At 73.5% G+C, this 22039-nt stretch carries 19 protein-coding genes and 2 pseudogenes; 12 read left to right on the forward strand and 9 right to left on the reverse strand.

Annotation, left to right across the window (positions count from 1 at the left end; all coding sequences use genetic code 11):
- Positions 1 to 38 precede the first annotated feature (38 nt).
- From ACZ7C5_RS31955 to ACZ7C5_RS31965, 3 genes are all read left to right on the forward strand, one after another.
- Positions 39 to 1196 (forward strand): type III polyketide synthase, encoded by a 1158-nt coding sequence (locus ACZ7C5_RS31955; RefSeq protein WP_401079513.1) that lies wholly within the window; start codon positions 39 to 41, stop codon positions 1194 to 1196.
- On the forward strand, positions 1196 to 1780 hold the full coding sequence (locus ACZ7C5_RS31960) for an NUDIX hydrolase (protein ID WP_401079511.1): 585 nt from the start codon (positions 1196 to 1198) through the stop codon (positions 1778 to 1780). Before ACZ7C5_RS31955 ends, ACZ7C5_RS31960 begins: the two co-directional genes overlap by 1 nt.
- A 99-nt stretch (positions 1781 to 1879) precedes the next feature.
- The gene (locus tag ACZ7C5_RS31965; protein WP_401079509.1) at positions 1880 to 2329 is read left to right on the forward strand and encodes an SHOCT domain-containing protein; all 450 of its coding nucleotides are present in this window, start codon (positions 1880 to 1882) and stop codon (positions 2327 to 2329) included.
- 121 nt (positions 2330 to 2450) lie between these two features.
- Here ACZ7C5_RS31965 and ACZ7C5_RS31970 read toward each other — a convergent pair whose 3' ends face one another.
- Positions 2451 to 4946, reverse strand: a complete 2496-nt coding sequence (locus tag ACZ7C5_RS31970) for a Tex family protein (RefSeq protein WP_470324024.1) — start codon at positions 4944 to 4946, stop codon at positions 2451 to 2453.
- A gap of 318 nt (positions 4947 to 5264) precedes the next feature.
- On the opposite strand from ACZ7C5_RS31970, the gene ACZ7C5_RS31975 reads away from it, so the two are divergent.
- The 4 genes and pseudogenes from ACZ7C5_RS31975 to ACZ7C5_RS31990 all read left to right on the forward strand — a co-directional run.
- A complete protein-coding gene (locus tag ACZ7C5_RS31975; RefSeq protein WP_401079505.1) occupies positions 5265 to 6164 on the forward strand; it encodes an aminoglycoside phosphotransferase family protein in 900 nt (299 codons plus the stop codon).
- A 69-nt stretch (positions 6165 to 6233) separates the two neighbouring features.
- Entirely contained in the window at positions 6234 to 6881 is a 648-nt protein-coding gene (locus ACZ7C5_RS31980) for a TetR/AcrR family transcriptional regulator (protein ID WP_401079503.1), read from the forward strand.
- A 9-nt stretch (positions 6882 to 6890) separates the two neighbouring features.
- Positions 6891 to 7625 carry a tyrosine-protein phosphatase gene (locus tag ACZ7C5_RS31985; protein ID WP_470324025.1) on the forward strand — a complete coding sequence of 245 codons (735 nt, stop codon included), beginning with the start codon at positions 6891 to 6893 and terminating at the stop codon, positions 7623 to 7625.
- A gap of 42 nt (positions 7626 to 7667) precedes the next feature.
- Positions 7668 to 7867 (forward strand): annotated as a pseudogene (locus tag ACZ7C5_RS31990) (hypothetical protein); the annotation flags it as partial.
- Positions 7868 to 7875: 8 nt separating this feature from the next.
- Here the strand turns inward: ACZ7C5_RS31990 and ACZ7C5_RS31995 are convergent.
- On the reverse strand, positions 7876 to 8796 hold the full coding sequence (locus ACZ7C5_RS31995) for a pentapeptide repeat-containing protein (protein ID WP_401079499.1): 921 nt from the start codon (positions 8794 to 8796) through the stop codon (positions 7876 to 7878).
- Positions 8797 to 8926: 130 nt separating this feature from the next.
- On the opposite strand from ACZ7C5_RS31995, the gene ACZ7C5_RS32000 reads away from it, so the two are divergent.
- On the forward strand, positions 8927 to 9610 hold the full coding sequence (locus tag ACZ7C5_RS32000; protein ID WP_401079497.1) for a GNAT family N-acetyltransferase: 684 nt from the start codon (positions 8927 to 8929) through the stop codon (positions 9608 to 9610).
- On the opposite strand, the gene ACZ7C5_RS32005 is transcribed toward ACZ7C5_RS32000, so the two are convergent.
- Positions 9611 to 10387, reverse strand: a complete 777-nt coding sequence (locus tag ACZ7C5_RS32005) for an SGNH/GDSL hydrolase family protein (RefSeq protein ID WP_401079495.1) — start codon at positions 10385 to 10387, stop codon at positions 9611 to 9613.
- A gap of 258 nt (positions 10388 to 10645) precedes the next feature.
- Positions 10646 to 10999: pseudogene (locus ACZ7C5_RS32010) on the reverse strand (winged helix-turn-helix transcriptional regulator); the annotation flags it as partial.
- Positions 11000 to 11096: 97 nt separating this feature from the next.
- On the opposite strand from ACZ7C5_RS32010, the gene ACZ7C5_RS32015 reads away from it, so the two are divergent.
- Positions 11097 to 12311 (forward strand): pyridoxal phosphate-dependent aminotransferase, encoded by a 1215-nt coding sequence (locus ACZ7C5_RS32015; protein ID WP_188295607.1) that lies wholly within the window; start codon positions 11097 to 11099, stop codon positions 12309 to 12311.
- A 142-nt stretch (positions 12312 to 12453) separates the two neighbouring features.
- Here the strand turns inward: ACZ7C5_RS32015 and ACZ7C5_RS32020 are convergent, their stop codons facing one another.
- The 3 genes from ACZ7C5_RS32020 to ACZ7C5_RS32030 all read right to left on the reverse strand — a co-directional run bounded on the left by ACZ7C5_RS32020 (position 12454) and on the right by ACZ7C5_RS32030 (position 15175).
- Positions 12454 to 14121 (reverse strand): purple acid phosphatase family protein, encoded by a 1668-nt coding sequence (locus tag ACZ7C5_RS32020; protein WP_401079492.1) that lies wholly within the window; start codon positions 14119 to 14121, stop codon positions 12454 to 12456.
- A 243-nt stretch (positions 14122 to 14364) separates the two neighbouring features.
- Positions 14365 to 14619 (reverse strand): hypothetical protein, encoded by a 255-nt coding sequence (locus ACZ7C5_RS32025; RefSeq protein ID WP_188295609.1) that lies wholly within the window; start codon positions 14617 to 14619, stop codon positions 14365 to 14367.
- Between the two features lie 139 nt (positions 14620 to 14758).
- Complete coding sequence (locus ACZ7C5_RS32030) at positions 14759 to 15175, reverse strand: (2Fe-2S) ferredoxin domain-containing protein (protein ID WP_188295610.1); 417 nt, start codon at positions 15173 to 15175, stop codon at positions 14759 to 14761.
- A gap of 290 nt (positions 15176 to 15465) precedes the next feature.
- On the opposite strand from ACZ7C5_RS32030, the gene ACZ7C5_RS32035 reads away from it, so the two are divergent.
- A complete protein-coding gene (locus tag ACZ7C5_RS32035; RefSeq protein ID WP_470324026.1) occupies positions 15466 to 16455 on the forward strand; it encodes an AraC family transcriptional regulator in 990 nt (329 codons plus the stop codon).
- Positions 16456 to 16688: 233 nt separating this feature from the next.
- On the opposite strand, the gene ACZ7C5_RS32040 is transcribed toward ACZ7C5_RS32035, so the two are convergent.
- On the reverse strand, positions 16689 to 18344 hold the full coding sequence (locus tag ACZ7C5_RS32040) for an FAD-binding dehydrogenase (RefSeq protein ID WP_470324027.1): 1656 nt from the start codon (positions 18342 to 18344) through the stop codon (positions 16689 to 16691).
- Positions 18345 to 18680: 336 nt separating this feature from the next.
- On the opposite strand from ACZ7C5_RS32040, the gene ACZ7C5_RS32045 reads away from it, so the two are divergent.
- Entirely contained in the window at positions 18681 to 19619 is a 939-nt protein-coding gene (locus ACZ7C5_RS32045) for an SGNH/GDSL hydrolase family protein (RefSeq protein ID WP_470324028.1), read from the forward strand.
- A gap of 70 nt (positions 19620 to 19689) precedes the next feature.
- Here the strand turns inward: ACZ7C5_RS32045 and nicT are convergent, their stop codons facing one another.
- A complete protein-coding gene (gene nicT / locus ACZ7C5_RS32050) occupies positions 19690 to 20796 on the reverse strand; it encodes a Nickel transporter NicT (protein ID WP_401079483.1) in 1107 nt (368 codons plus the stop codon).
- A gap of 236 nt (positions 20797 to 21032) precedes the next feature.
- Here nicT and ACZ7C5_RS32055 point away from each other — a divergent pair, with 236 nt between their 5' ends.
- The gene (locus ACZ7C5_RS32055; protein ID WP_401079481.1) at positions 21033 to 21992 is read left to right on the forward strand and encodes a motility-associated ABC transporter substrate-binding family protein; all 960 of its coding nucleotides are present in this window, start codon (positions 21033 to 21035) and stop codon (positions 21990 to 21992) included.
- Positions 21993 to 22039 lie beyond the last annotated feature (47 nt).

Raw genomic sequence — 22039 nt, forward strand, 5'->3', positions numbered from 1 at the left:
CACCGGCCTGCCACCAGGCCCCCAGGGAAGACCCACCCATGGCAACTCTCTGCCGCCCGGCGATCGCCGTGCCCGAGCACGTCATCACCGTCGAGGAGACCCTCGACCTGGCCCGCACCCTGCACGCCGGCCACCCCCAGCTCGGCCTGGCCCTGCGGCTGATCGAGAACACCGGGGTGCGCACCCGGCACCTGGTCCAGCCGATCGAGCGGACGCTCACCCACCCGGGCTTCACCGTCCGCAACGAGACGTACGAGCGGGAGGCCAAGCGGCGCGTCCCCGAGGTCGTCGAACGCGCCCTCGCGTACGGCGAGTTGACGGCCAGGGACATCGACCTGCTGGTCTACGTCTCCTGCACCGGCTTCATGATGCCGTCGATGACCGCCTGGCTGATCAACACCATGGGCTTTCGCCCGGACACCCGCCAGGTGCCGATCGCCCAGCTCGGCTGCGCGGCCGGCGGCGCCGCCGTCAACCGCGCGCACGACTTCTGCCGCGCCTACCCCGGCGCCAACGTGCTGATCGTCGCCTGCGAGTTCTGCTCGCTCTGCTACCAGCCGGCCGACCTCGGCGTCGGCTCGCTGCTCTCCAACGGCCTGTTCGGGGACGCGGTCGCCGCCGTGGTGGTGCGCGGACACGGCGGGCACGGCGTGCAGATCGAGCGCAACGGCTCGCACCTCGTCCCGCACACCGAGGACTGGATCTCGTACGGGGTCAAGGACACCGGGTTCCACTTCCAGCTGGACAAGCGGGTGCCCGGCACGATGGAGATGCTGGCGCCGGCGCTGCGCGGCCTGGCCGGGGAGCACGGCTGGGACGTCTCCGGGCTCGGCTTCTACATCGTGCACGCGGGCGGCCCGCGCATCCTGGACGACCTGTGCCGCTTCCTGCGCCTGGAGCCGGCCACCTTCCGCTACAGCCGGGCGACGCTCACCGAGCGCGGCAACATCGCCAGCGCCGTGGTGTTCGACGCGCTGGCCAGGCTGTTCGCCGACGGTGGCGTGCCCGAGGGCACCACCGGGCTGATCGCGGGCTTCGGACCAGGCATCACCGCCGAGATCTCGCTGGGCAGTTGGGTCGGCACGCCGGCCGAGGGAGCGCGCCCGCGCCGCCCGCGCGCCATCTCCACCGACGACATCGCCCTCGTCCATCCGACCGCCCCCCGCCGTTTCCCGGCCGGCACTACGATCACCTGATGACCGACACCACGGACCGCACCGACGCCTCTGCCAGATCCGTCGAACTCGCCGCCCTGTTCCCGTCGTTGCACGCGCCGCAGTACTGGAGCTGGGGACGGTTCGACGCGCAGTTCTCCACCGAGCTGCCGCCGGACGCGCTGGTCACCAACATCCACCTGGTCGGCTTCGCGGACGGCGAGGTGGTGCTCTGCCGGGACGACCGGGACCACTGGTTCCTCCCCGGCGGCACCCGCGAACGGGACGAGAGCGTCGCCTCCTGCCTGGACCGCGAGCTGCGGGAGGAGGCAGGCGCCCGGCTGCTCGGCGAGCCGGGCTGGCTGGGCGCGCACCGCTGTCGCACCGAGGACCCGCTGCCGTACCGCCCGTGGCAGCCGCACCCGGAGAAGGCCTGGCTGTGGGGCTGGGGAGAGGTCGCGCTGGACTCCGCGCCGACCAACCCGGCGGACGGCGAGCAGGTCGTCGAGGTCCGCGCGATGCCGCCCGCCGAGGCCCAGCGGCTGCTGCTGACCGGGCACGAGGCCTGGTGGGGCGAGCTGGTCGCGCTGGCGGTGGAGCTGCGCCGGCGGGCCGGGCAGGCCTGAGGCCACCCTCCTTCGCCGGTATTCCCACCCGGGCGGAAGATCACTGGAACAGCCCAACAGCATCGAGCTGTGTCTGTTTTGCGGTGATATGACTCGGCCATGGACACCAAACTTCTGGCCGTGGACTACCCGGCGCTCCACATCTTCTGGACGATGCTGGAGCTGTTCCTCTGGATCCTCTGGTTCTTCCTGCTGTTCAAGATCATCACCGACATCTTCCGCAGCGACGACCTCGGCGGCTGGGGCAAGGCCGGCTGGCTGGTCCTGGTGATCGTCCTGCCGCTGATCGGCGTCCTCGCCTACCTGATCGCCCGCGGGCAGTCGATGGGCAAACGGGACGTCGCACAGGCCCAGCGCTCCGAGGCCGCGTTCAAGGCCTACATCCGGGACGCCGCCGGGGCCGAGGACGGCGGTGGGGGCGGCGTCGCCGGCACCGGCGGCGCCGGCCGGAGCCACGTCGACGACCTGGCGAAACTGGCGGACCTGAAGGAGCGGGGCGCCATCTCCGACGAGGAGTACCTGAGGGCCAAGGAGAAGCTCCTGTCCTGACGGCTCCTGACGGAGGCGGACGGGACGGGCCGGCCGGGACGGACGGCACCGGGGCACGACGCGGCCGGGGCCGGTGGGCGCGGAACGCACCCACCGGCCCCGGCCGCCGTCACGTACGGGCTCAGCGCCGCCCGGAGCGCCGGTCGCCCGAGCCGCCGTTGCCGCCACCGGTCAGGCCCGCCCGGCGCAGCGCGTCCGCCATGGCGCTGTTGGCCGGCACACCGCTGCCGGAGCCACCCCGGTCGCCACCGCGCCGGTCCTGCCCGCCGCGGCCGCCCTGGCCGCCCTGGCCGCCGCCCTGACCGCCCTGACCGCCCTGACCGCCGCGCCGCTCCTGGCGCGGCGGGCGGGCCTGCCGGTCGCCACGGTCCCCGCGATCCCCGCGGTCGCCGCCGCGCTCGCGCCCGACCTCGTCGTCCAGCCGCAGGGTGAGCCCGATCCGCTTGCGCGGCACGTCCACCGTGAGCACCCGGACCTTGACGATGTCGCCGGGCTTGACCACCTCGCGCGGGTCCTTGACGAAGTTCTTCGACAGCGCCGAGACGTGCACCAGCCCGTCCTGGTGGACGCCCACGTCCACGAACGCGCCGAAGGCGGCGACGTTGGTGACCACGCCCTCCAGCACCATGCCGACCTCCAGGTCGCCGATCTTGTCGACGCCCTCCTTGAAGGTCGCGGTGCGGAAGGCCGGACGCGGGTCGCGGCCCGGCTTGTCCAGCTCGCCGAGGATGTCGGTGACGGTCGGGACGCCGAAGGTGTCGTCGGCGAAGTCCGCCGGGCGCAGCGCGCGCAGCCGCCCGCCGTTGCCGATCAGCTCGCGCAGCTCCCCGCCGGTCGCGGCGAGGATGCGGCGCACCACCGGGTAGGCCTCGGGGTGCACGCTGGAGGCGTCCAGCGGGTCGTCGCCGCCGGGGATGCGCAGGAAGCCGGCGCACTGCTCGAAGGCCTTGGGGCCGAGCCTGGAGACGTCCTTGAGCTGCCTGCGGGTGCGGAACGGGCCGTTGGCGTCGCGGTGCGCCACGATGTTGTCGGCCAGCGTGCCGGTGACCCCGGAGACCCGGGTGAGCAGCGGCGCCGAGGCGGTGTTGACGTCCACGCCGACGGCGTTGACGCAGTCCTCGACCACGGCGTCCAGCGAGCGGGAGAGCTTCACCTCGCTCAGGTCGTGCTGGTACTGGCCGACGCCGATCGACTTGGGGTCGATCTTGACCAGCTCGGCCAGCGGGTCCTGGAGCCGGCGGGCGATCGAGACCGCGCCGCGGATCGAGACGTCCAGGTCCGGCAGTTCCTGCGAGGCGAACGCGGAGGCCGAGTAGACCGAGGCGCCGGCCTCGCTGACCATCGCCTTGGTGAGCTTCAGCTCGGGGTGGCGCGCGATCAGGTCCTCGGCGAGCTTGTCGGTCTCCCTGGAGGCGGTGCCGTTGCCGATCGCGACCAGGTCGACGTCGTGCTTCTTCGCCAGCGCGGCCAGGGTGGCCAGCGCCGCGTCCCACTTGTTGGCGGGCTGGTGCGGGTAGATCGTGTCGTACGCGACGACCTTGCCGGTGGCGTCCACCACCGCGACCTTCACCCCGGTGCGGAAGCCCGGGTCCAGGCCCATGGTGGCGCGGGTGCCGGCCGGGGCGGCCAGCAGCAGGTCGCGCAGGTTGGCGGCGAAGACCCGCACCGCCTCCTCCTCGGCCTCGACGCGCAGCCGGGAGCGCAGGTCGATGCCGAGCCGGACCAGGACGCGGGTGCGCCAGGCCCAGCGGACCGTGTCGCCCAGCCACTTGTCGGCCGGGCGGCCGTGGTCGGCGATGCCGAAGCGGGCGGCGATCCGCTGCTCGTAGTCGCTCTCGCCGGGCAGGTCGCCCTCGGACTCGCCCTCGTACGGGGAGAGTTCGAGGTCGAGCACCTCCTCCTTCTCGCCGCGCAGCATCGCCAGGATGCGGTGCGAGGGGAGCCTGGTGTACGGCTCGGCGAAGTCGAAGTAGTCGGCGAACTTGGCGCCGTCGCCCTCCTTGCCGTCGCGCACCCTGGCGACCAGCCGGCCGCGGGTCCACATCCGCTCGCGCAGCGAGCCGACCAGGTCGGCGTCCTCCCCGAAGCGCTCGACCAGGATCGCCCTGGCGCCCTCCAGGGCGGCGGGACCGTCCGCGACCGACTCGTTCAGGTACTGCGCGGCCAGCGCGGCCGGGTCCTGGGACGGGTCGGCGAGCAGCGTGTCGGCCAGCGGCTCCAGCCCGGCCTCGCGGGCGATCTGCGCCTTGGTGCGCCGCTTCGGCTTGAACGGGAGGTAGATGTCCTCCAGGCGGGCCTTGGAGTCGGCCGCGAGCACCCGGGCGCGCAGCGCGTCGTCCAGCTTGCCCTGGGAGTCGATCGACTCCAGGACGGCCGCCCTGCGCTCCTCCAGCTCGCGCAGGTAGCGCAGCCGTTCCTCCAGGCCGCGCAGCTGGGTGTCGTCGAGGGAGCCGGTGACCTCCTTGCGGTAGCGGGCCACGAAGGGGACGGTCGCACCGCCGTCGAGCAGGTCGACGGCAGCCTTCACCTGCCCCTCGCGGACGCCCAGTTCCTCGGCGATCTTGCGCTCGATCGCCTGCTGGGCCTGCCTGGCCGCCTGTTCGACTGGCGTGGTCACGAAGCCGGTCACCTTCTCCTTCAGTGCTTTCGCCGTACGCCCTGCATTCTGGCAGGTGCCGGGGACGGCGCCCGGCCGCCCCGGGTGCGGCCGGGCGTGGCGTGCCGCCCCCGCACCGCGCCCTCACCGCCCCGTCGCACCGCCGTCGACCGTGACCGCCAACGTGCTGCGCTTCGGCAGGGGCGGCACCATCGGGGTGCGGATCACCTTCGGCCGACCGTCCGCACGGGTGCCGCGCCCGCCGCCAACGCCCTTCGGAATCCGACCGGTTCGGGAATCCGGCTGAACGGGAACGACCGGAGCTGTACGCTGCCGGGCATGTGCGCTGCCCCCCGGATGCACCCCGACGGACCGGTGGTCGACGCGGCCCTCGTACGGCGGTTGATCTCCGCCCAGTTCCCGCGGTGGGAGCGCCTCCCGGTCACCCGGGTCTCCGCCGACGGGACGGACAACGCGATGTTCCGGCTCGGACCCGAACTCGCCGTCCGGCTGCCCCTGGTGGAGTGGGCCGCCGGAGGCCTGCGGCGGGAGCAGCAGTGGCTGCCCCGGCTGGCACCGGGGCTGCCGCGGCCGGTCCCGGCCCCGCTCGCGGTCGGCCGGCCCGCCGCCGGCTACCCGTGGGAGTGGTCGGTGCTGCACTGGCTGGACGGCGCCAACCCGGTGGCCGGCTCGCTGGCCGCGCCCGAGGGCCTGGCCCGCGACCTCGCCGGCTTCGTCAACGCCCTGCGCGCCGCCGACCCGGCCGGTGCCCCGGCCGGCCAGCGCGGCATCCCGCTCGCCTCCCGGGACGGCGCCACCCGCGCGGCCATCGCCCAGCTCTCCGGCGCGATCAACACGGCGGCCGCGACCGCCCTGTGGGACAAGGCCCTCCGGCTGCCCGGGTACGCCGGCCCGCCGGTCTGGATGCACGGCGACCTCACCCCCGGCAACCTGCTGCTCGCCCGCTCCGGCCGGCTCGCCGCCGTCCTCGACTTCGCCCTGATGGGCGTCGGCGACCCGACCGCCGACCTGATCGCCGCCTGGAACCTGCTGCCCGCCACCGCCCGTCCGGCCTTCCGCGCCGCCCTGCGCGCGGACGACGCCACCTGGGCCCGCGGCCGCGCCTGGGCGTTCTCCCTCGCTTTGGTGACGATCCCGTACTACCGCCACACCGACCAGGCCCTGACCGCCAACGCCCGTCACGTCGTCCGCGAGGTCCTGGCCGACCGCAGCGTGTAGGACGCACCCGGCGCACCCGACCCGGTCAGAAACCTGCCCCGGTCAAGGTCCGCTGTTAGCCTGGGTGCCATGACCGGACTGCGTGAGCTCAAGAAGGAGCGGACCCGGCGGGCCATCTCCGAGGCGGCCATCGCGCTGTTCCTGGAGCACGGCTTCGACCGGGTGTCGGTGGCGGACGTCGCGGCGGCCGCCGAGGTCTCCAAGCCGACGCTGTTCTCCTACTTCCCCAGCAAGGAGGACCTGGTCGTCCACCGCTTCGCCGACCACCAGGAACAGGCCGCCGGGGTCGTCCGCACCCGGCTGCCCGGGGAGCAGGTGCTCGACGCGCTGCTGCGGGACTTCCTGGACGGCCTCGGCCGGCGCGACCCGGTCACCGGCCTCAACGACCACCCCGCGGTGCTCGCCTTCACCGGCCTGGTCCACGGCACCCCGAGCCTGGCCGCCCGGGTCGGCGAGTACGTGGCCCGCGCCGAGCGGTCACTGGCCGAGGCACTGCGCGAGACCCCCGGCCTCCCCGGGCCGCGGGACCTCACCGCGGCGCTGCTCGCCGCCCAGGTCACCGCCACCCAGCGGGTCCTGGCCCTGCACAACTGGCGCCGCATCCAGGACGGCCGCACCGCAGACGACCTGTACGACGAGGCCGCCGGGGACGCCACCCGCGCCTTCGGCCTGCTCGCCCACGGCTACGGGGCGCCCGCCCTTGACTCCGCTGGCTAGAGTGCGCGCATGACGACGCGTCACCACTCCTTCGATGCCCTGCACAACTTCCGCGACCTGGGCGGCTATCCGGCCGCCGGCGGACGGTCCGTCCGGTGGGGGCTGCTCTACCGCTCCGACTCGCTCGGCAAGATCGGCTCCCCCGCCGACCTCGACCGGCTCCGGGCACTCGGGATACGGACGGTGATCGACCTCCGCTACCCCTGGGAGATCGCCGCCAAGGGCCGGGTGCCCGACTTCGAGGGCCTGGAGTACCACAACCTCTCGATCGAGCACCGCCCGTACGACCAGGCCGAGATCGACCCGGAGCTCGACCCCTGGCGCTACCTCGCCGACCGCTTCGCCGAGGTCGCCGAGGACGGGGTGAAGGAGATCCGCCAGGTGCTGGACGTGATCACCGCCGCCGAGGCCCCGGTGGTCTTCCACTGCGCCTCCGGCAAGGACCGCACCGGGCTGATCGGCGCCCTGCTGCACACCCTGCTCGGCGTCGGTGAGGACGACCTCGCCGCCGACTTCGCCCTCACCGGACTCGCCACCGCGCACCTCGTCGCCGACTGGCACGCCGCCCACCCCGGCCGCACCCTGCGCTGGCCCGGCTACGGGCGCGCCCCGGAGGCCGTCATCCGGCTCACCCTCGCCGGCCTCGCCGAACGTCACGGCTCGGTCGAGGCCTACCTCACCGGCACCCTCGGCATCGACCGCGCGCAGACCGACGCCCTGCGCGCCCGCCTGCTGACCGACTGAGCCGAACGCGCTCCGGTGCGCGACAGGCCCGGTGGCCCCGGGGCGGTCACGGACGCCGCGTTCCGCGGCCTGGAGCGCGAACAGGCCGCGGAGACACCCTGTTGGCCGGCCACCAGGACCCGGGCGCGCGGATCGGCAGGGGCCGGATCGCGGTCCGGGAGCTGCCGGTGCACCGCATCGAGGAGTCCGCCCGCCACGCCGACCCGCTGCGCGCGTGCCTCGACGGCCGGGTAGGGCAGTAGCCCAGGAGCTAACGCCGGCGGGAGCCCCGGGCCGGGCGGCTGCCGCCCCTGGCGGAGCGGGGCCCGGCCCCGGCGGCCGGCGCCGGGGCGGTCTCGGGCCAGTGCGCGGGCCGGGTGAGGCCGGCCGGGAGGCGGGTGGTGGCGTCGCCGCGGGCCGCGTTGAGCTGGGCCTGGGTGAGGAACAGGGCCGTGGTGAGGTCCGCTCCGGCCAGGTTGGCGTCCCGCAGGTCGGCGCCGACCAGGTCGGCGAGGCGCAGGTCCGCGCCGGAGAGGTCGGCCGCGACGAGCAGGGCGCCGCGCAGGTTGGCCCCGTGCAGGTCGGCGCCGCGCAGGCGGGCCCCGAAGAGGTCGGCGCCGCGGTGCTCCCGACGCCGCGGGGCGGCGGCGCGGACCAGTTCGGAGGCGCGCAGCAGCAGGTCGCTGATCCGCTGCCGGTGGGCCGGCACGTCGACGGCGAGGACCTCCTCGGGCGTGCCGCCGGCCAGCCGGTCGGTCTCCGCCAGCGCCTGCCGCAGCTCGTCGTGGACGGGACGGGCGGGGTCGAAGGTGAGCGCCTCGGTGAGGTACCGGAGCAGTTCGTGCAGCTGCCGCACGATCGGGAAGACGTCGAACACCGCCCCGGCGTTCTCCGGCTCCTCGCGCCAGCTGCGGCCGCCGAAGGTCACCTGGGAGACCCGCTGGCCGGCGCCGAAGCAGTCGTAGACGGTGCAGCCCTGGAAGCCGCGGTCGCGCAGCTGCGCGTGGATGCCGCAGCCGAAGTCGGCCTGGAGGTTGTGGCAGGGCTTGCCGGCCATCTTGTTCATGGCGAAGTCGGAGCCGGCGGCGAACGGCAGGGCGACGCAGCAGAGCCCGAAGCAGCTGCCGCAGTCGGCCCGGAGCTCGGTCGGCGCGGCCGCCGTGGGGTCCTGCGGCGACTCGGTCTCGCGCACGTTCCGGGATCCTTCCAGCAGCTGGGCGCCGGGCGGCGCCGTGGACCCGGGAATCCTACTGGGCAGACGGCCTTCCATGTCGGTAAGATACGAAAGGCCATTGAGACCATTACATGCGGGGGTGGGCGACATGCGGGACCCGGACACCAGGGAACTGGTCCGGAGCTGGATCGCGGGCTGGGCGGCCTCGCGCGGCTCCGCCGAGCCGGTGGACCAGCCCTGGGGCTGGAGCATCGACGTCGGCGCGCAGGGCCGCGAGGTGGGCCGGCACGTACTGCCGGAGCCGACCGAGGCGGAGGTCCGCAAGCTCGGCGAGAGCGTCACCGCGCCGACCACCTGGCTGAAGCTGTTCGCCGAGGACGCGACCGTGCGGCCCTGGCTGGACGAGCGGTGGCGCCTGGACGAACCGGGCTTCCTGATGACCGGCCCGGTCACCGCCGAACGGCCCCGGCCGCCCGCCGGGTACACCGTGACCACCTGGAGCCGGGGCGGGGTGATCAAGACCCTCGTGCGCAGCGACGCCGGGCACCTGGCCGCGAGCGGCCAGGCCGGTCTGGCCGGTCTGGCCGGAACCGACCCCGGAACCGGCCCGGTGATCGTGCCGGACCAGATCGGCACCGTCGCCGAGCACCGCCGCCGCGGCCTGGGCGCGCTGGTGATGCGCACCCTGCTGGCCGCCGGGCACGAGGCCGGGGCCCGTACCGGCATCCTGGTCGGCACGACGGACGGCCAGGCGCTCTACCACGCGATGGACTGGACCACCCACGCGCCGATGGCGAGCCTGGTCCTGGCGCCGGAACCACGACGGGCGTAGCTACCCGTAGGGCAGCAGCTCCGGCCGCTTCGCCGGGCGGCCGTCGCCGGAGGAGCGGCCGGTGAGGCGGCGGCCGACCCACGGGCCGACGTGGGCGCCCAGCCAGCGGGCGTCCTCGCGCAGCTTCTCGGCCCGGCCGGGCGGGGCGGCGGCGGGCAGCGGGGCGCGCCAGTCGAAGGCCGCGGGGCGGCCGAGCGCCTCCAGCACGCCCTCGGCGACCCGGCGGTGCCCCTCGGGCGAGAGGTGCAGGCGGTCCTCGGCCCACAGCCGGCGGTCGTCGAAGCAAGGGGCGGAGAACAGGTCGACCACGGCGAACCCGTCCTGCCGGCCCAGCTCCTGGACGAAGGCCTTCATCCGCAGGATGGCGGGCAGCAGCCGGGCACCGCCCGCCATGCGGCGGGTGGGGTCGGTGCTGGTGAACAGCACGACGGTGGCCCCGCCGGCCCGCAGTCCGGTGGCGCAGCGGCCGAGCAGCCGCTCGACCCGCTCGATGTCGCAGCCGGGGCGCAGCACGTCGTTGAGGCCGCCTGCCAGGGTGACCAGCTCGGCGCCCATCGCGGCGGCGGGGGCGAGCTGTTCGTCGTGGATCTGGCCGATGAGCTTGCCACGGACGGCGAGGTTGGCGTACCGGAAGTCCCCGTCGGAGCGGTCACCGGCCAGCGCCTCGGCGACCCGGTCCGCCCAGCCCCGGTAGTGGCCGTCGGGCAGCAGGTCGTCGCACATGCCTTCGGTGAAGGAGTCCCCGACGGCGACGTAGCTGCGGTAGGTGGTGGGCACGGGCTGGCCTCCGCTCTCCTGAGTCCGCTGAGTCCACTGAGTCCGCTCTGCGGTCCGACGATCGTACGTGCGGGCCCGGGCGGGACGGCGCCTGACCCCGGCGCTCATCGCACGTCCACTGTTCGTTTATCGGTCCGCGCCACTCTGGGGGCACGGGGCGGCGGTCGGCGACGGGGGCCTTGCCGCCGCCCCGCCCACCGGGCACGCCCGCGGCCGTCAGCCGGCCACGGCCGCCGGCTCCTCCGCCTTCCCCGGCGTGAACCAGTGCTCGCGCACGGCGTCGGTCGGCCGCTGCTCGCCGAGCGCGGCCAGGCCCCACTCCCCCAACGCCTCGATGACCGGCCGCAGTTCACGGCCGCGCGCGGTCAGTTCGTAGACCGTCGCGTTGGCGGGCCGCTCCAGCCGTCGGCGGGTGGCCAGCCCGTCGCCCTCCAGCTGCTTGAGCCGGGCGGCCAGGATGTCGGTGGAGACTCCGGGCAGGTCGGCGTGCAGGTCGGTGTAGCGGCGCGGGCCACCGAGGAGCTCACGGACGATCAGGAGGCTCCAGCGCTCCCCCACCGCGTCCAGGGCGCGGGCGACGGCGCAGTACTGGTCGTAGCTTCGGCGTGACATGTGGATCAGCATAGCCAAGAGGTTGGACTTTCCAAGTACACACTTGGTAGAACAAAGCTGAACCAACGGCGCGGTGGTGACGGTCGGGAGGCCGCAGGTGGAGTTTCGGCAGTCCAGCAAGCTCAATGGCGTGTGCTACGAGATCCGGGGCCCGGTGGTCGACCAGGCCAACGCACTGGAGGAGGCCGGGCACAGCGTGCTGCGGCTGAACACCGGCAACCCGGCCCCGTTCGGCTTCGAGGCGCCCGAGGAGATCATCCAGGACATCATCCGCAACCTGCCCAAGGCGCACGGCTACAGCGACTCGCGCGGCATCCTGCCGGCCCGCCGCGCGGTGGTGCAGTACTACCAGCAGCGCGGGGTCCAGGGCGTCACCGTCAACGACGTCTACCTCGGCAACGGCGTCTCCGAGCTGATCCAGATGGCCGTCACCGCGCTGGTGGACGACGGCGACGAGGTGCTCGTCCCGATGCCCGACTACCCGCTCTGGACGGCCGTGGTCCGGCTGGCCGGCGGCAAGGCCGTGCACTACCTGTGCGACGAGGGGGCCGACTGGTACCCGGACCTGGACGACATCGCCGCCAAGATCACCGCCCGCACCAAGGCGATCGTCGTCATCAACCCCAACAACCCCACCGGCGCGGTCTACCCGAAGGAACTGCTGGAGGGCATCCTCGACCTGGCCCGCCGCCACCGGCTGATGGTGCTGGCCGACGAGATCTACGACAAGATCCTCTACGACGGCACCGAGCACCACTGCCTGGCCGCGCTCGCCGACGACGTGCTCACCCTCACCTTCAACGGCCTCTCCAAGGCCTACCGGGTGGCCGGCTTCCGCAGCGGCTGGCTGGTCGTCTCCGGCCCCACCCAGCACGCCGGCGACTACCTGGAGGGCCTGACCATGCTCTCCGGCATGCGGCTGTGCCCCAACGTGCCCGCCCAGTACGCCGTGCAGGCGGCGCTCGGCGGCCACCAGTCCATCGCCGACCTGGTGCTGCCCTCCGGCCGGCTCACCGAGCAGCGCGACATCGCGGTCAAGGCGCTCAACGAGATCCCCGGCGTCAGCTGCGTCAAGCCCAAGGGCGCGCTGTACGCCTTCGCCAGGCTGGACCCGGCGGTGCACCGGATCGTCGACGACGAGCGGTTCGTGCTGGACCTGCTGCTGCGCGAGAAGATCCACGTCGTCCAGGGCACCGGCTTCAACTGGCCCCGCCCGGACCACTTCCGCTTCGTCACGCTGCCCCGCGCCGACGACCTGGAGACGGCCGTCAACCGGATCGGCCGCTTCCTGGCGACGTACCGGCAGGACTGAACGCGCCGGTGCCCCGGCGTCGGAGGTCCGACGCCGGGGCACCTGGGGCGCTGGGACACCTGGGGCACCGTCACGGGCGCGCGCCCCCCGTCGCGCTCCGGCGCCGTGGGGACGAGCGGGGACGAGCGGGGACGAGCGGGGACTACCAGCCCCAGCCGCCGCCCTGGCCGTCGTCGTCCCGGTCCGAGTCCCAGCCCTCGCCGACCTTGCGCAGGATCGTGTAGTTGTCGATCTGCGTGCCGTCCTCGGCCAGCGCGGTGACCTTCATGACCGACTTCTGGCCCAGGTGCTTCGGGGTGACGTCGACCTTGATGAAGGAGTAGCCGGTGTAGCGCACCCGCGACCACTGGATGGTCTCGGGGGTCTTCACCCGGCCCTTGCTCCAGTAGTAGGTCTTGACCTCGTCCTGGTGGTTCTCGTGCCCCTCGTAGGTGTCCGGCACGTCGAACTTGTACAGGCTGCGGCCGGCCGCGCCCGCGGTGACGTAGACCACGCCGTCCTTGGCCGGCTCGATGGTGGCGCCGCTCGGCACCTGCTTCGAGACCTTGTTGCCGAGGATCGCGTCGGTGCGCTCGTAGATGTGGTTGTGGCCGTTGATGACCAGGTCCACCCGGTACTTCTCGAACAGCGGCACCCAGGCCTCGCGGACACCGCCCTCGGAGGCGTGCGCGACGGTGGTGGAGAAGGCGCAGTGGTGGAAGAACACGACGACGAAGTCGACGGTCTCGTCGTTGCGGAGGTCCTTGAGGGTGCGCTCCAGCCACTTGGTCTGCTTGTTCGCCGAGATGCCCAGGTTGGCCGGGATCTCGTAGGAGACGTCGTTGGCGTCCAGCGAGATGACACCGACGTTCTTGTAGCGGAACGTGTAGACGCCGGGGACCTTGCGCGGGTCCGGGCCGTTGTCCGGCAGGAAGAAGCGGGAGTTCTCGCCGCCGTAGCCGTTCGGCGAGTACCAGGCCTCGATGTCGTGGTTGCCGTACGCGACCATCCACGGGATGTCGGCGGCGACCGTCTCGGTCTGCACCAGGAAGTCGTCCCAGGTCTTCGCGTTGAAGACGGACTTGTCCGGGTCGGTGCCGGAACCGGCCGGGTCGGCGTAGCAGATGTCGCCGGCGTGCAGGTGGAAGGCAGGCTTCTGGGCCTTGATCACGTTGTCGTTGCCGGCCGCGTGCGCGCTGACGCCCTGGTCGCCGAAGGCGGTGAAGGTGAACGGCTCGTACACCTTGCCCCAGCGGTGGTCGCGGGAGGGCGCGGTGCGGAAGGTGTGCAGGGTGGAGATCTGCTGCTGGGAGGCCGGGTCGAAGCCCTCGTGGCCGACACCGTAGTAGTAGGTGGTGTCGGGGCGCAGGTCCTCCAGCGCCACGTGCAGGTAGTACTGGTCCACCGGCTGGCTGCTCGGGGTCAGCGCCGGGGTGTGCAGGGCCCGGACCTCGGCCTGGACCTTGTGGCCCAGCTCCCACGGCGTCGTGCCGAAGCGCAGGAACGGCTTCTTGACCGGGGCCGGGACCTGCCAGGAGACGCGGAACTGGGTGTCCGGCTCGGGGCCGAACTGGAGGTGACGGCCGATCGGCGCCACCAGCGAACCGTCGATGCCGCTGGTCGTGCCACCGGTCAGCAGCTGCGGGCCGGCCGGGGCGGCGAAGGCCGTCCCGTTGCCCAGCGCGCCACCGACGGCGACGGCGCCGACGGTCACCGCACCGGCGCGCAGCATCCGGCGGCGGGAGAAACGGGCCCGCAGGTACTCGTGCTGCTCGGCCATGCTCATGCGGTCGGCAAGCTTGGCCGGCACGCCCATGTTGGGGATATCCATGCGCGGGACTCTGTCAGCGGCGCGTGGATCGCGCACGGACGCGGGGTGAACGCGTCGCAGCGTACCCCCCATTCGAACGCAATTGTTCGACCATGGTTCGGTAAAGGACGTGTCCGCACGGCCTCGACGCCGCATCATGACCCCCGTGAGCCCCTCGCCCTGAGCGGGCCTCGGCCGCGCCGCCGGGCCCTGGAGGGGGCAGCCGCCGAGCCGGGGAGGGGCAGCCGCCGGGCCCTGGAGGGGTCAGCCGGAGGGCTCGTCCCACTGGGCCGTGGACCGGTTGCCGGTGCCGTCGCAGGTGCGGCAGATCTCGTCCCGGTAGGCGTGCTTGGCACCGATCGCGTCCACCCGGTAGCGCACGTACACCCCGGTGCCGTCGCAGAGGAAGCAGTTGCCGCCCCCGCCGCCCACCTCGGTGGTGCCGGTGCCCTGGCAGGTCCGGCAGCTGAGGCCGGCGGTCCGGCCGGTGCCCGCGCAGATGCGGCAGACCGTCGTCATCGGCTCTCTCCCTCGCGCGGAAATCCCGGCGCCGGCCGGGGACCGCCCGGCGCCACCGGTCATGGTAGTGGTGAAGCCCGCCGGACAGGCGCGGGTAGATACGATCTGACGATCAGTCAGTAGCCTCGGGAGTGCCGGCTCACTCGGGCAGCCCCTCGCGGACCCGCCGGGAGACCGAGATCAGCTGGAGGTCGAGCAGCCCCGGCGGATCGGCGAGGCCGGGACCGCCCGCCCGCACCCAGGCGGCGATGTCGTCGATCATCTCGTCCATCAGCACGAAGCCCAGCCAGACCGGCCGGCCGCCCGCCGCCCGGCCCTCGGCGGAGGGGCCGACCACCACCACGTTGGACTGGGTGCACACGTCCAGGCACTTGACCGCCCGGACCCGGCCCGCCGGGCCGACCGCCGTCCGCAGCCGCTCGTACTGGCCCGCGTGGTCCACCCCGGGGTGCTTCGCCTCGGTGCCGCAGCAGCAGCCCCGGCAGACCGTCACGGTCACGGGGGCGCCGGCGCCCCGCGCGCGCTCGCGGACACCGTCGCGGTCTCGGCGGCTCATCGGATTCCTGACCCCTCCTGGCCGGCGGCACCCTGCGCACCGGCCTCCGCACTGTACCCGTCACCCCTGAGCCGCCCCGGCCGAGGGTCGGATCCCACGTGCCGAAGCCCTCAACAGGAACCCGTCCTTCCCCTAGGATGCGCACGGTTCCGCAGCGCTACGGGGGGCGGCACGACCGGAGGAGGGCCGGTCGGACGCCGGAGCGGAGGAGCCAGGGCCATCGGCCCGGCCGCGGCCGACGCCGGGGCACGGGTCCAGCAGGTGCCGATCTCGCGGACAGGGGGGAATCCGTGGTCACCGAAACAGCGCCGGGCGGGGCCGTGACCGGACCGGTCTCGATCTACGAGGGGAACAGCATCGAGGAGCTCCGCCACGTGGTGGGCGGACGGCTCGCGCCGCACCGGCTGACGGTGCTGGGCGAGCAGCGGCTCCCGGGACGGTTCCGCTCGTTCCACGAGGGCCCGGTGGCCCTCTACGACCTCGGCTACGGGGCGCCGGTGCGCCTGCGGACCGGGGACCTGCCGGACTTCTACAACGTCATCCTGCCGTACTCGGGGGGCGGCCTGGTCGTCACCAACGGCACCGAGCTGCCGTCCGCGCTGTCCGTGGCCGGGCCGGGCGACCAGGTCACCATGGAGTGGGACGCCGAGGCCCTGAACGGGGCGCTGGCGATGTCCAGGGAGGCCGTTGAACAGGCGCTCGCCGTCCGGCTGGGCGACCTGCCGCAGGAGCCGCTGCGCTTCGACCCGGTCCTCGACCCGGCCGATCCCGCCGTCCGGTCCTGGATCGAACTGGCCGACGCCTTCCGCGCGTTCACCGTCTCGGCGCTCGGCCGCCGGTCCCGCCTCGGCCTCCAGCACTTCGAGCGGCTGCTGGTCGACGGGCTGCTGGACGCCCAGCCCCACTCACTGGGCCGGCCCGCGGACGGCCGTGGCTCCGCGCTGCTGCCGAGCGCCCTGCGCCGGGCCGCCGACTACTGCGCCGAGCACGCCGGCGAGCCGCTCTCGGTCGCCGACATCGCCCTGGCCGCCCGGGTCAGCCTGCGCGCCCTGCGGGAGGGCTTCCGGCGCCACCTGGACACCACGCCGCTGGCCTACCTGCGGCGCGTCCGGCTCGACCGCGCCCACCACGACCTGCTCGCCATCGCCGACGGCCGGGCCCGCGGCACGGTGACCGAGGTCGCCTGCCGCTGGGGCTTCACCCACCTCGGCCGGTTCAGCGCGGACTACCGCCGCGCGTACGGGCAGCCGCCCTCGCAGACCCTCGGCCGCGGCGCCTGACCGGTCCGGGGCGGTCCTGGGCGGTCCGGGGCCAGCGCGATCCGGGGTTGGTCAGGCGCCGGGGCGCGGGCTATCCGGAATGCTGCGGCGAAGCCGTCGGGAAGTGGATAGCCGCACCCGGGGCGTCCCCGGCAGGCTGGCTTCCGACCGTGCCGGTGCGCCCCGCACGGGGGAGGGGGCGCACCGGGTCGCGGGACCACGCGCACCCTTCCCCGCACGCCCCCCGCGCGGCGCTACCCGACCGCCCGCGCCGCCGCCCGCCCCGCCGTACGCCCCGAGAACAGGCAGCCGCCCAGGAACGTCCCCTCCAGCGAGCGGTACCCGTGCACGCCCCCGCCGCCGAAGCCGGCCGCCTCACCGGCCGCGTACACCCCCGCCAGCACCTCGCCGTCCGGCCGCAGCACCCGGGAGGACAGGTCCGTCTCCAGGCCGCCCAGCGACTTGCGGGTCAGGATGTTCAGCCGGACGGCGATCAGCGGGGCGGCGGCCGGGTCGAGCAGGCGGTGCGGGGCGGCGGTGCGCACCAGCCGGTCGCCGAGGTGGCGGCGGGCGCCGTGGATCGCGGTGACCTGGAGGTCCTTGGCGAAGGGGTTGGCCAGCTGCCGGTCGCGGTCCCCGACGGTGCGGCGCAGCCGGTCCGGGTCGATCAGCGGCTCGCGGGTCCTGGCGTTCATGCCCCGGGCGAGGTCGGCGAGGTTGCCCGCGACCACGAAGTCCCGCCCGTGCCGCAGGTGGCCCCGGACGGGTGCGGGGGCGCCGGGCAGCGCGCGGCCGAGCACGCCGCGCACCGACTTCCCGGTGAGGTCCGGGTTCTGCTCGGAGCCGGAGAGGGTGAACTCCTTCTCGATGATGCGCTGGTTGAGCACGAACCAGGTGTACGGGTACCCGGTGGACATGATGTGTTCGAGCGTCCCGAGGGTGTCGAAGCCGGGGAACAGCGGGGCGGGCAGCCGACTGCCGCGCGCGTCCAGCCAGAGCGAGGAGGGGCCCGGCAGGATGCGGATGCCGTGCCGGGCCCAGATCGGGTCCCAGTTCTCGATGCCCTCGGTGTAGTGCCACATCCGGTCGCCGTTGACCAGGCTGGCCCCGGCCCGGCCGGCGACGTCCAGCATCAGCCCGTCCACGTGCGCGGGCACCCCGGAGAGCAGCTTGGCGGGCGGCGTGCCGAGCCGGGCCGGCCAGGCCTTGCGGACCAGGTCGTGGTTGCCGCCGATGCCGCCGGAGGTCACGATCACGGCCTGGGCGCGCAGTTCGAAGCTCCCGGCCGGCTCGCGCGAGCTGGCCTCGCCCCGGCCCGCCGGGCTGGGCACCAGCACCTCGCCGGTGACGGTGTCGACGGCGCCCGCGGTGGCGGACAGCCCGGTGACCCGGTGCCGGAAGCGCAGGTCCACCAGCCCGCGCGCGGCGGCGGCGCGGACCCGCCGCACGAAGGGTGCCAGCAGCCCGGGCCCGGTGCCCCAGGTGATGTGGAAGCGCGGCACCGAGTTGCCGGGCCCGTCGGCGAGGAAGCCGCCGCGCTCCGCCCAGCCGACCACCGGGAAGAAGCGCACGCCCATGCCGTGCAGCCAGGAGCGCTTCTCCCCCGCCGCGAATTCCACGTACGCCTCGGCCCAGCGGCGCGGCCAGGCGTCCTCGGGGCGGTCGAAGCCGGCCGTGCCGAGCCAGTCCTGCCAGGCGAGGGCGTGCGAGTCGCGGATGCGCGTCCGGCGCTGCTCGGGCGAGTCGACCAGGAAGAGGCCGCCGAAGGACCAGTGCGCCTGGCCGCCGAAGGAGGCCGCCGGCTCCTGGTCGAGCAGGATCACCCGGCGTCCCGCGTCGGCGAGTTCGGCGGTGGCGGCGAGGCCCGCGAGGCCCGCTCCGATGACGATGACGTCGGCGTCCAGGGCCATGCGCAGTCCTCCGTCGCGGCTCGCGGTGGCGGCACGCTCCGGGGCGTGGCCGTCGCTGTGCGCCCGATACTGCGGCCCGCGGTGACGTCCGGTCAACCGCCCGGTGACGAGCGCCGGGGCGAATTCCGCTCCGGGCCGTTTCGGAATTGTCTCCGGCGCTCGTGCGATACCCGGCGGAGCGGAATGCGAATTGCCGTCGCGGCCGTCTGACGGAATATCGGCGATTTCCGCGCGAACCATGGACGGCCGGGAAACCTCGCAGTAACTTACCTGCGAGTAGCTGTGGCCCGGCTCGGCACGACCCCCACCCGTCGTTTCTCTCCCCCAGGAGGAACCGTGCTCCGCCCTGCCCGGAAATCCCGGCACCTCCGGAATTCCACCGCGCTCGCCGCGGTCGCCCTCGGCGCCGCGCTCGCCCTCACCTCCACCGCCGCCCGGGCTGCCGCCCAGGCGCCGGAGCACTACGTGGCGCTCGGCGACTCCTACGCCGCCGGCGCCGGGGTGCCCGGCCAGTCGGCCGGCCTGTGCCTGCGCTCCGACCGCAACTACGGCCACCTGGTCGCCGCCGCCCTCAAGGCCGGCGCGTACCGCGACGTCACCTGCTCCGCGGCCAAGATCAAGGCGATGACGCAGCCCCAGTACGACGCCTTCATCCGGGTCAACGACCCCCAGCTGGACGCGGTGACCGCCGACACCGACCTGGTCACCCTCGGGATCGGCGGCAACGACCTGGCGGCCAGTGACCTCGGCCTCGGCGAGCTGGTCGCCACCTGCGTCGCCGGCGCCGTCGTCAACCCGCTCGGCACACCCTGCAAGGACGTCTACCACCACGGCTACTGGGACTGGAGCAGCATGTCCTGGCGGTACGGCAACGACGACCTGGCCGAGCGGATCCGCACCACCGTCGCCCCGCAGCTCGCCGACACCCTCCGGCGCATCCACGCCAAGGCCCCCGGGGCCAGGGTGCTGCTGGTCGGCTACCCGTCCGTACTGCCCGCCGACGGCTCGCGGTGCGTGCTGCGCCAGCCGGTGACCCCGGGCGACGTCGAGTACCTGCACGGCGTGCTGGACGGGCTGAACACCGCCCTGAAGTCCACCGCGGCCGCGAACGGGGCGACGTACGTGGACACCGCGACGCCGACGCTCGGGCACGACGTCTGCTCGGACGACCGCTGGATCGAGGGCGCGCTGCCGGGCTCGCCCGCCGTGCCGTTCCACCCGAACGCGACCGGCGAGCGGGCGATGGCGCAGGCGGTGCTCGCCGCGCTGAAGTAGCCCACCCGGCCCCGGGAAGCGCCGAGGGGCCGGCGACCCGGTCACCGGCCCCTCGGTAACGCGCCGCGCGCTACTCGGACTTCGAGTGCGCCGAACCGGCGGCCAGCCCGGCCGACCACTTCTCCTCGACGTTGCCGAGCTTCCAGAACGCGATCGCCGCGGCCCAGGCGAGCACGAACAGCCCGACGATGGCGTAGCCGACGAAGTTGAGGTCCAGCTCGCCGATCCAGGCGACCGGCCCGCTGGTGATGTCCAGTTTCTCGCCGAGCAGCCCGATCAGCTCGATCGAGCCGATCACCAGCGCGACCAGTACCGACAGCCCGGTGACGGTCAGGTTGTAGTAGATCTTGCGGACCGGCTTGGAGAACGCCCACTCGTACGCGAAGTTCATGAACGAGCCGTCGATGGTGTCCAGCAGGCTCATCCCGGCCGCGAACAGGATCGGCAGGGTGAGCAGCGCGTACCAGGGCAGCGAGAAGGCCGCCGCGCCGCCCGCCAGGACCAGCAGGGACACCTCGGTGGCGGTGTCGAAGCCGAGGCCGAACAGCAGGCCCACCGGGTACATGTGCCAGGGCTTGGTGACGGCCCTGGTGACCCGGCCGAGGACGCGGTTCATCAGCCCTCGCCGCTCCAGCTGGCGCTCCAGCTCCGCCTCGTCGTAGTCGCCCTGGCGCATCCGCCGGAAGACCTTGAGGATGCCGTTGAAGGCGCCCAGGTTGATCAGGCCGAGCAGCAGCAGGAAGGTGCCGGAGACGGCGACGCCGATCAGACCGGTCATCTCGTGCAGCGTCGAGTCGTCCGACTCCACCTGGCCGGCCAGCGAGCGGATGCCCAGGGCCAGCAGCGCGCAGAGGCCGAAGACGATCGAGGAGTGCCCGAGCGAGAACCAGAAGCCGACGGACAGCGGCCGCTTGCCCTGGCCCATCAGCTTGCGGGTGGTGTTGTCGATGGCGGCGATGTGGTCGGCGTCGAAGGCGTGCCGCATGCCGAGGGTGTAGGCGGTCAGGCCCATGCCCGCGCCGAACACCTGGCCGCCGACGTCGTAGTGCTCGGGCTCGACCACGGCGAGCAGCGTGAACCAGCCGATGACGTGCAGAGCGAGAATGAAGCCGCCCATTCCGGCCAGGCGGATCCACTCCTCACGGGTGAGCCGGTCGCGCCAGCGGGGGGCGGTCATCGTCGTGTCCTTTCGGTCGGGCGGGTCGGAGCTGGGCCATCTTTCCGCCTGGACGCGCGCAGTTGCAAGTCATGCGCAATTACGAATTCGACTCCCCCCGCTCACGGAGATCGTCACGACCCTTACAAGGCTTCGTAACCTCCGAGGACTTTCACCGTTCGCTCTACGCGCGGATACTCCCGTTCTACGCGCGAAAACCGGGCCCTACCCCCCAACTCCCCACGGAGGAACGGCACATGACGATCCGCATTCGAACCGCCGCGGCCCTGGCCGGTACGGCGCTGCTCACGGCCGGTCTCACCACCCCCGCCGCCACGGCCGCACCCGCCGCCACCGCCCCCGCCACCAGGGCCGCCGCGGCCGGCGCCACCCCGCACCGGGTGCTGTTCGACAACAGCAAGGCCGAGACCGCGGGCAACGCCGACTGGATCATCAGCACCAGCCAGCCCGACCCGCTGGCCCAGAACGCCGGTCCCACCACCGAGAAGAGCTGGACGGGCGCCCTCTCCGCCTGGGGCGTCGCCCTCCAGAAGACCGGCCAGTACAGCCTGAAGACCCTTCCGGCCGGCTCCACCATCAGCTACGGCACCGGCGCCGCGCTCGACCTCGCCAACTTCGACACCTTCGTGATCCCGGAGCCCAACATCCGGTTCAGCGCGGGCGAGAAGACCGCGATCATGAAGTTCGTCCAGAACGGCGGCGGGCTCTTCCTGGTCTCCGACCACGTCAACAGCGACCGCAACAACGACGGCTGGGACTCCCCGAAGATCATCAACGACCTGCTGACCAGCAACGGGGTGAACAACAACGACCCGTTCGGCTTCTCGGTCGACCTGCTCAACATCACCACCGACAACCCGCGCGCGGCCGACGCCCCGGCCGACCCGGTGCTGCACGGCCCCTTCGGCACCGTCACCGGCTCCATCCTGCGCAACGGCACCACCTTCACCCTCAAGCCCGCCGACAACCCGAACGTCAAGGGCCTGGTCTACCGGACCGGCTACAGCGGCAGCACCGGCGCGTTCTTCGTCACCAGCACCTTCGGCTCCGGGCGGGTCGCGATCTGGGGCGACAGCTCCCCGATCGACGACGGCACCGGCCAGTCCGGCAACACCCTGTTCAACGGCTGGGACGACCCGGCGGGCACCGACGCCGCCCTCGCCCTCAACGCCACCGCCTGGCTGAGCAAGGCCTGACCGGCCCGGCGGGGTCCTCTCACCGGGGCCCCGCCTGCCGGGCCCGC

Source organism: Kitasatospora sp. NPDC036993, assembly GCF_055607525.1.

Coding starts and splice junctions, on each gene's coding strand:
- ACZ7C5_RS31960 (WP_401079511.1), top strand. CDS start 1,196: ATGACCGACACCACGGACCGCACCGACGCCTCTGCCAGATCCGTCGAA.
- ACZ7C5_RS31980 (WP_401079503.1), top strand. CDS start 6,234: ATGACCGGACTGCGTGAGCTCAAGAAGGAGCGGACCCGGCGGGCCATC.
- ACZ7C5_RS31975 (WP_401079505.1), top strand. CDS start 5,265: ATGTGCGCTGCCCCCCGGATGCACCCCGACGGACCGGTGGTCGACGCG.
- ACZ7C5_RS31985 (WP_470324025.1), top strand. CDS start 6,891: ATGACGACGCGTCACCACTCCTTCGATGCCCTGCACAACTTCCGCGAC.
- ACZ7C5_RS31955 (WP_401079513.1), top strand. CDS start 39: ATGGCAACTCTCTGCCGCCCGGCGATCGCCGTGCCCGAGCACGTCATC.
- ACZ7C5_RS32025 (WP_188295609.1), bottom strand. CDS start 14,619: ATGACGACGGTCTGCCGCATCTGCGCGGGCACCGGCCGGACCGCCGGC.
- ACZ7C5_RS32020 (WP_401079492.1), bottom strand. CDS start 14,121: ATGGATATCCCCAACATGGGCGTGCCGGCCAAGCTTGCCGACCGCATG.
- ACZ7C5_RS31965 (WP_401079509.1), top strand. CDS start 1,880: ATGGACACCAAACTTCTGGCCGTGGACTACCCGGCGCTCCACATCTTC.
- ACZ7C5_RS32040 (WP_470324027.1), bottom strand. CDS start 18,344: ATGGCCCTGGACGCCGACGTCATCGTCATCGGAGCGGGCCTCGCGGGC.
- ACZ7C5_RS32000 (WP_401079497.1), top strand. CDS start 8,927: ATGCGGGACCCGGACACCAGGGAACTGGTCCGGAGCTGGATCGCGGGC.
- ACZ7C5_RS32055 (WP_401079481.1), top strand. CDS start 21,033: ATGACGATCCGCATTCGAACCGCCGCGGCCCTGGCCGGTACGGCGCTG.
- ACZ7C5_RS32030 (WP_188295610.1), bottom strand. CDS start 15,175: ATGAGCCGCCGAGACCGCGACGGTGTCCGCGAGCGCGCGCGGGGCGCC.
- nicT (WP_401079483.1), bottom strand. CDS start 20,796: ATGACCGCCCCCCGCTGGCGCGACCGGCTCACCCGTGAGGAGTGGATC.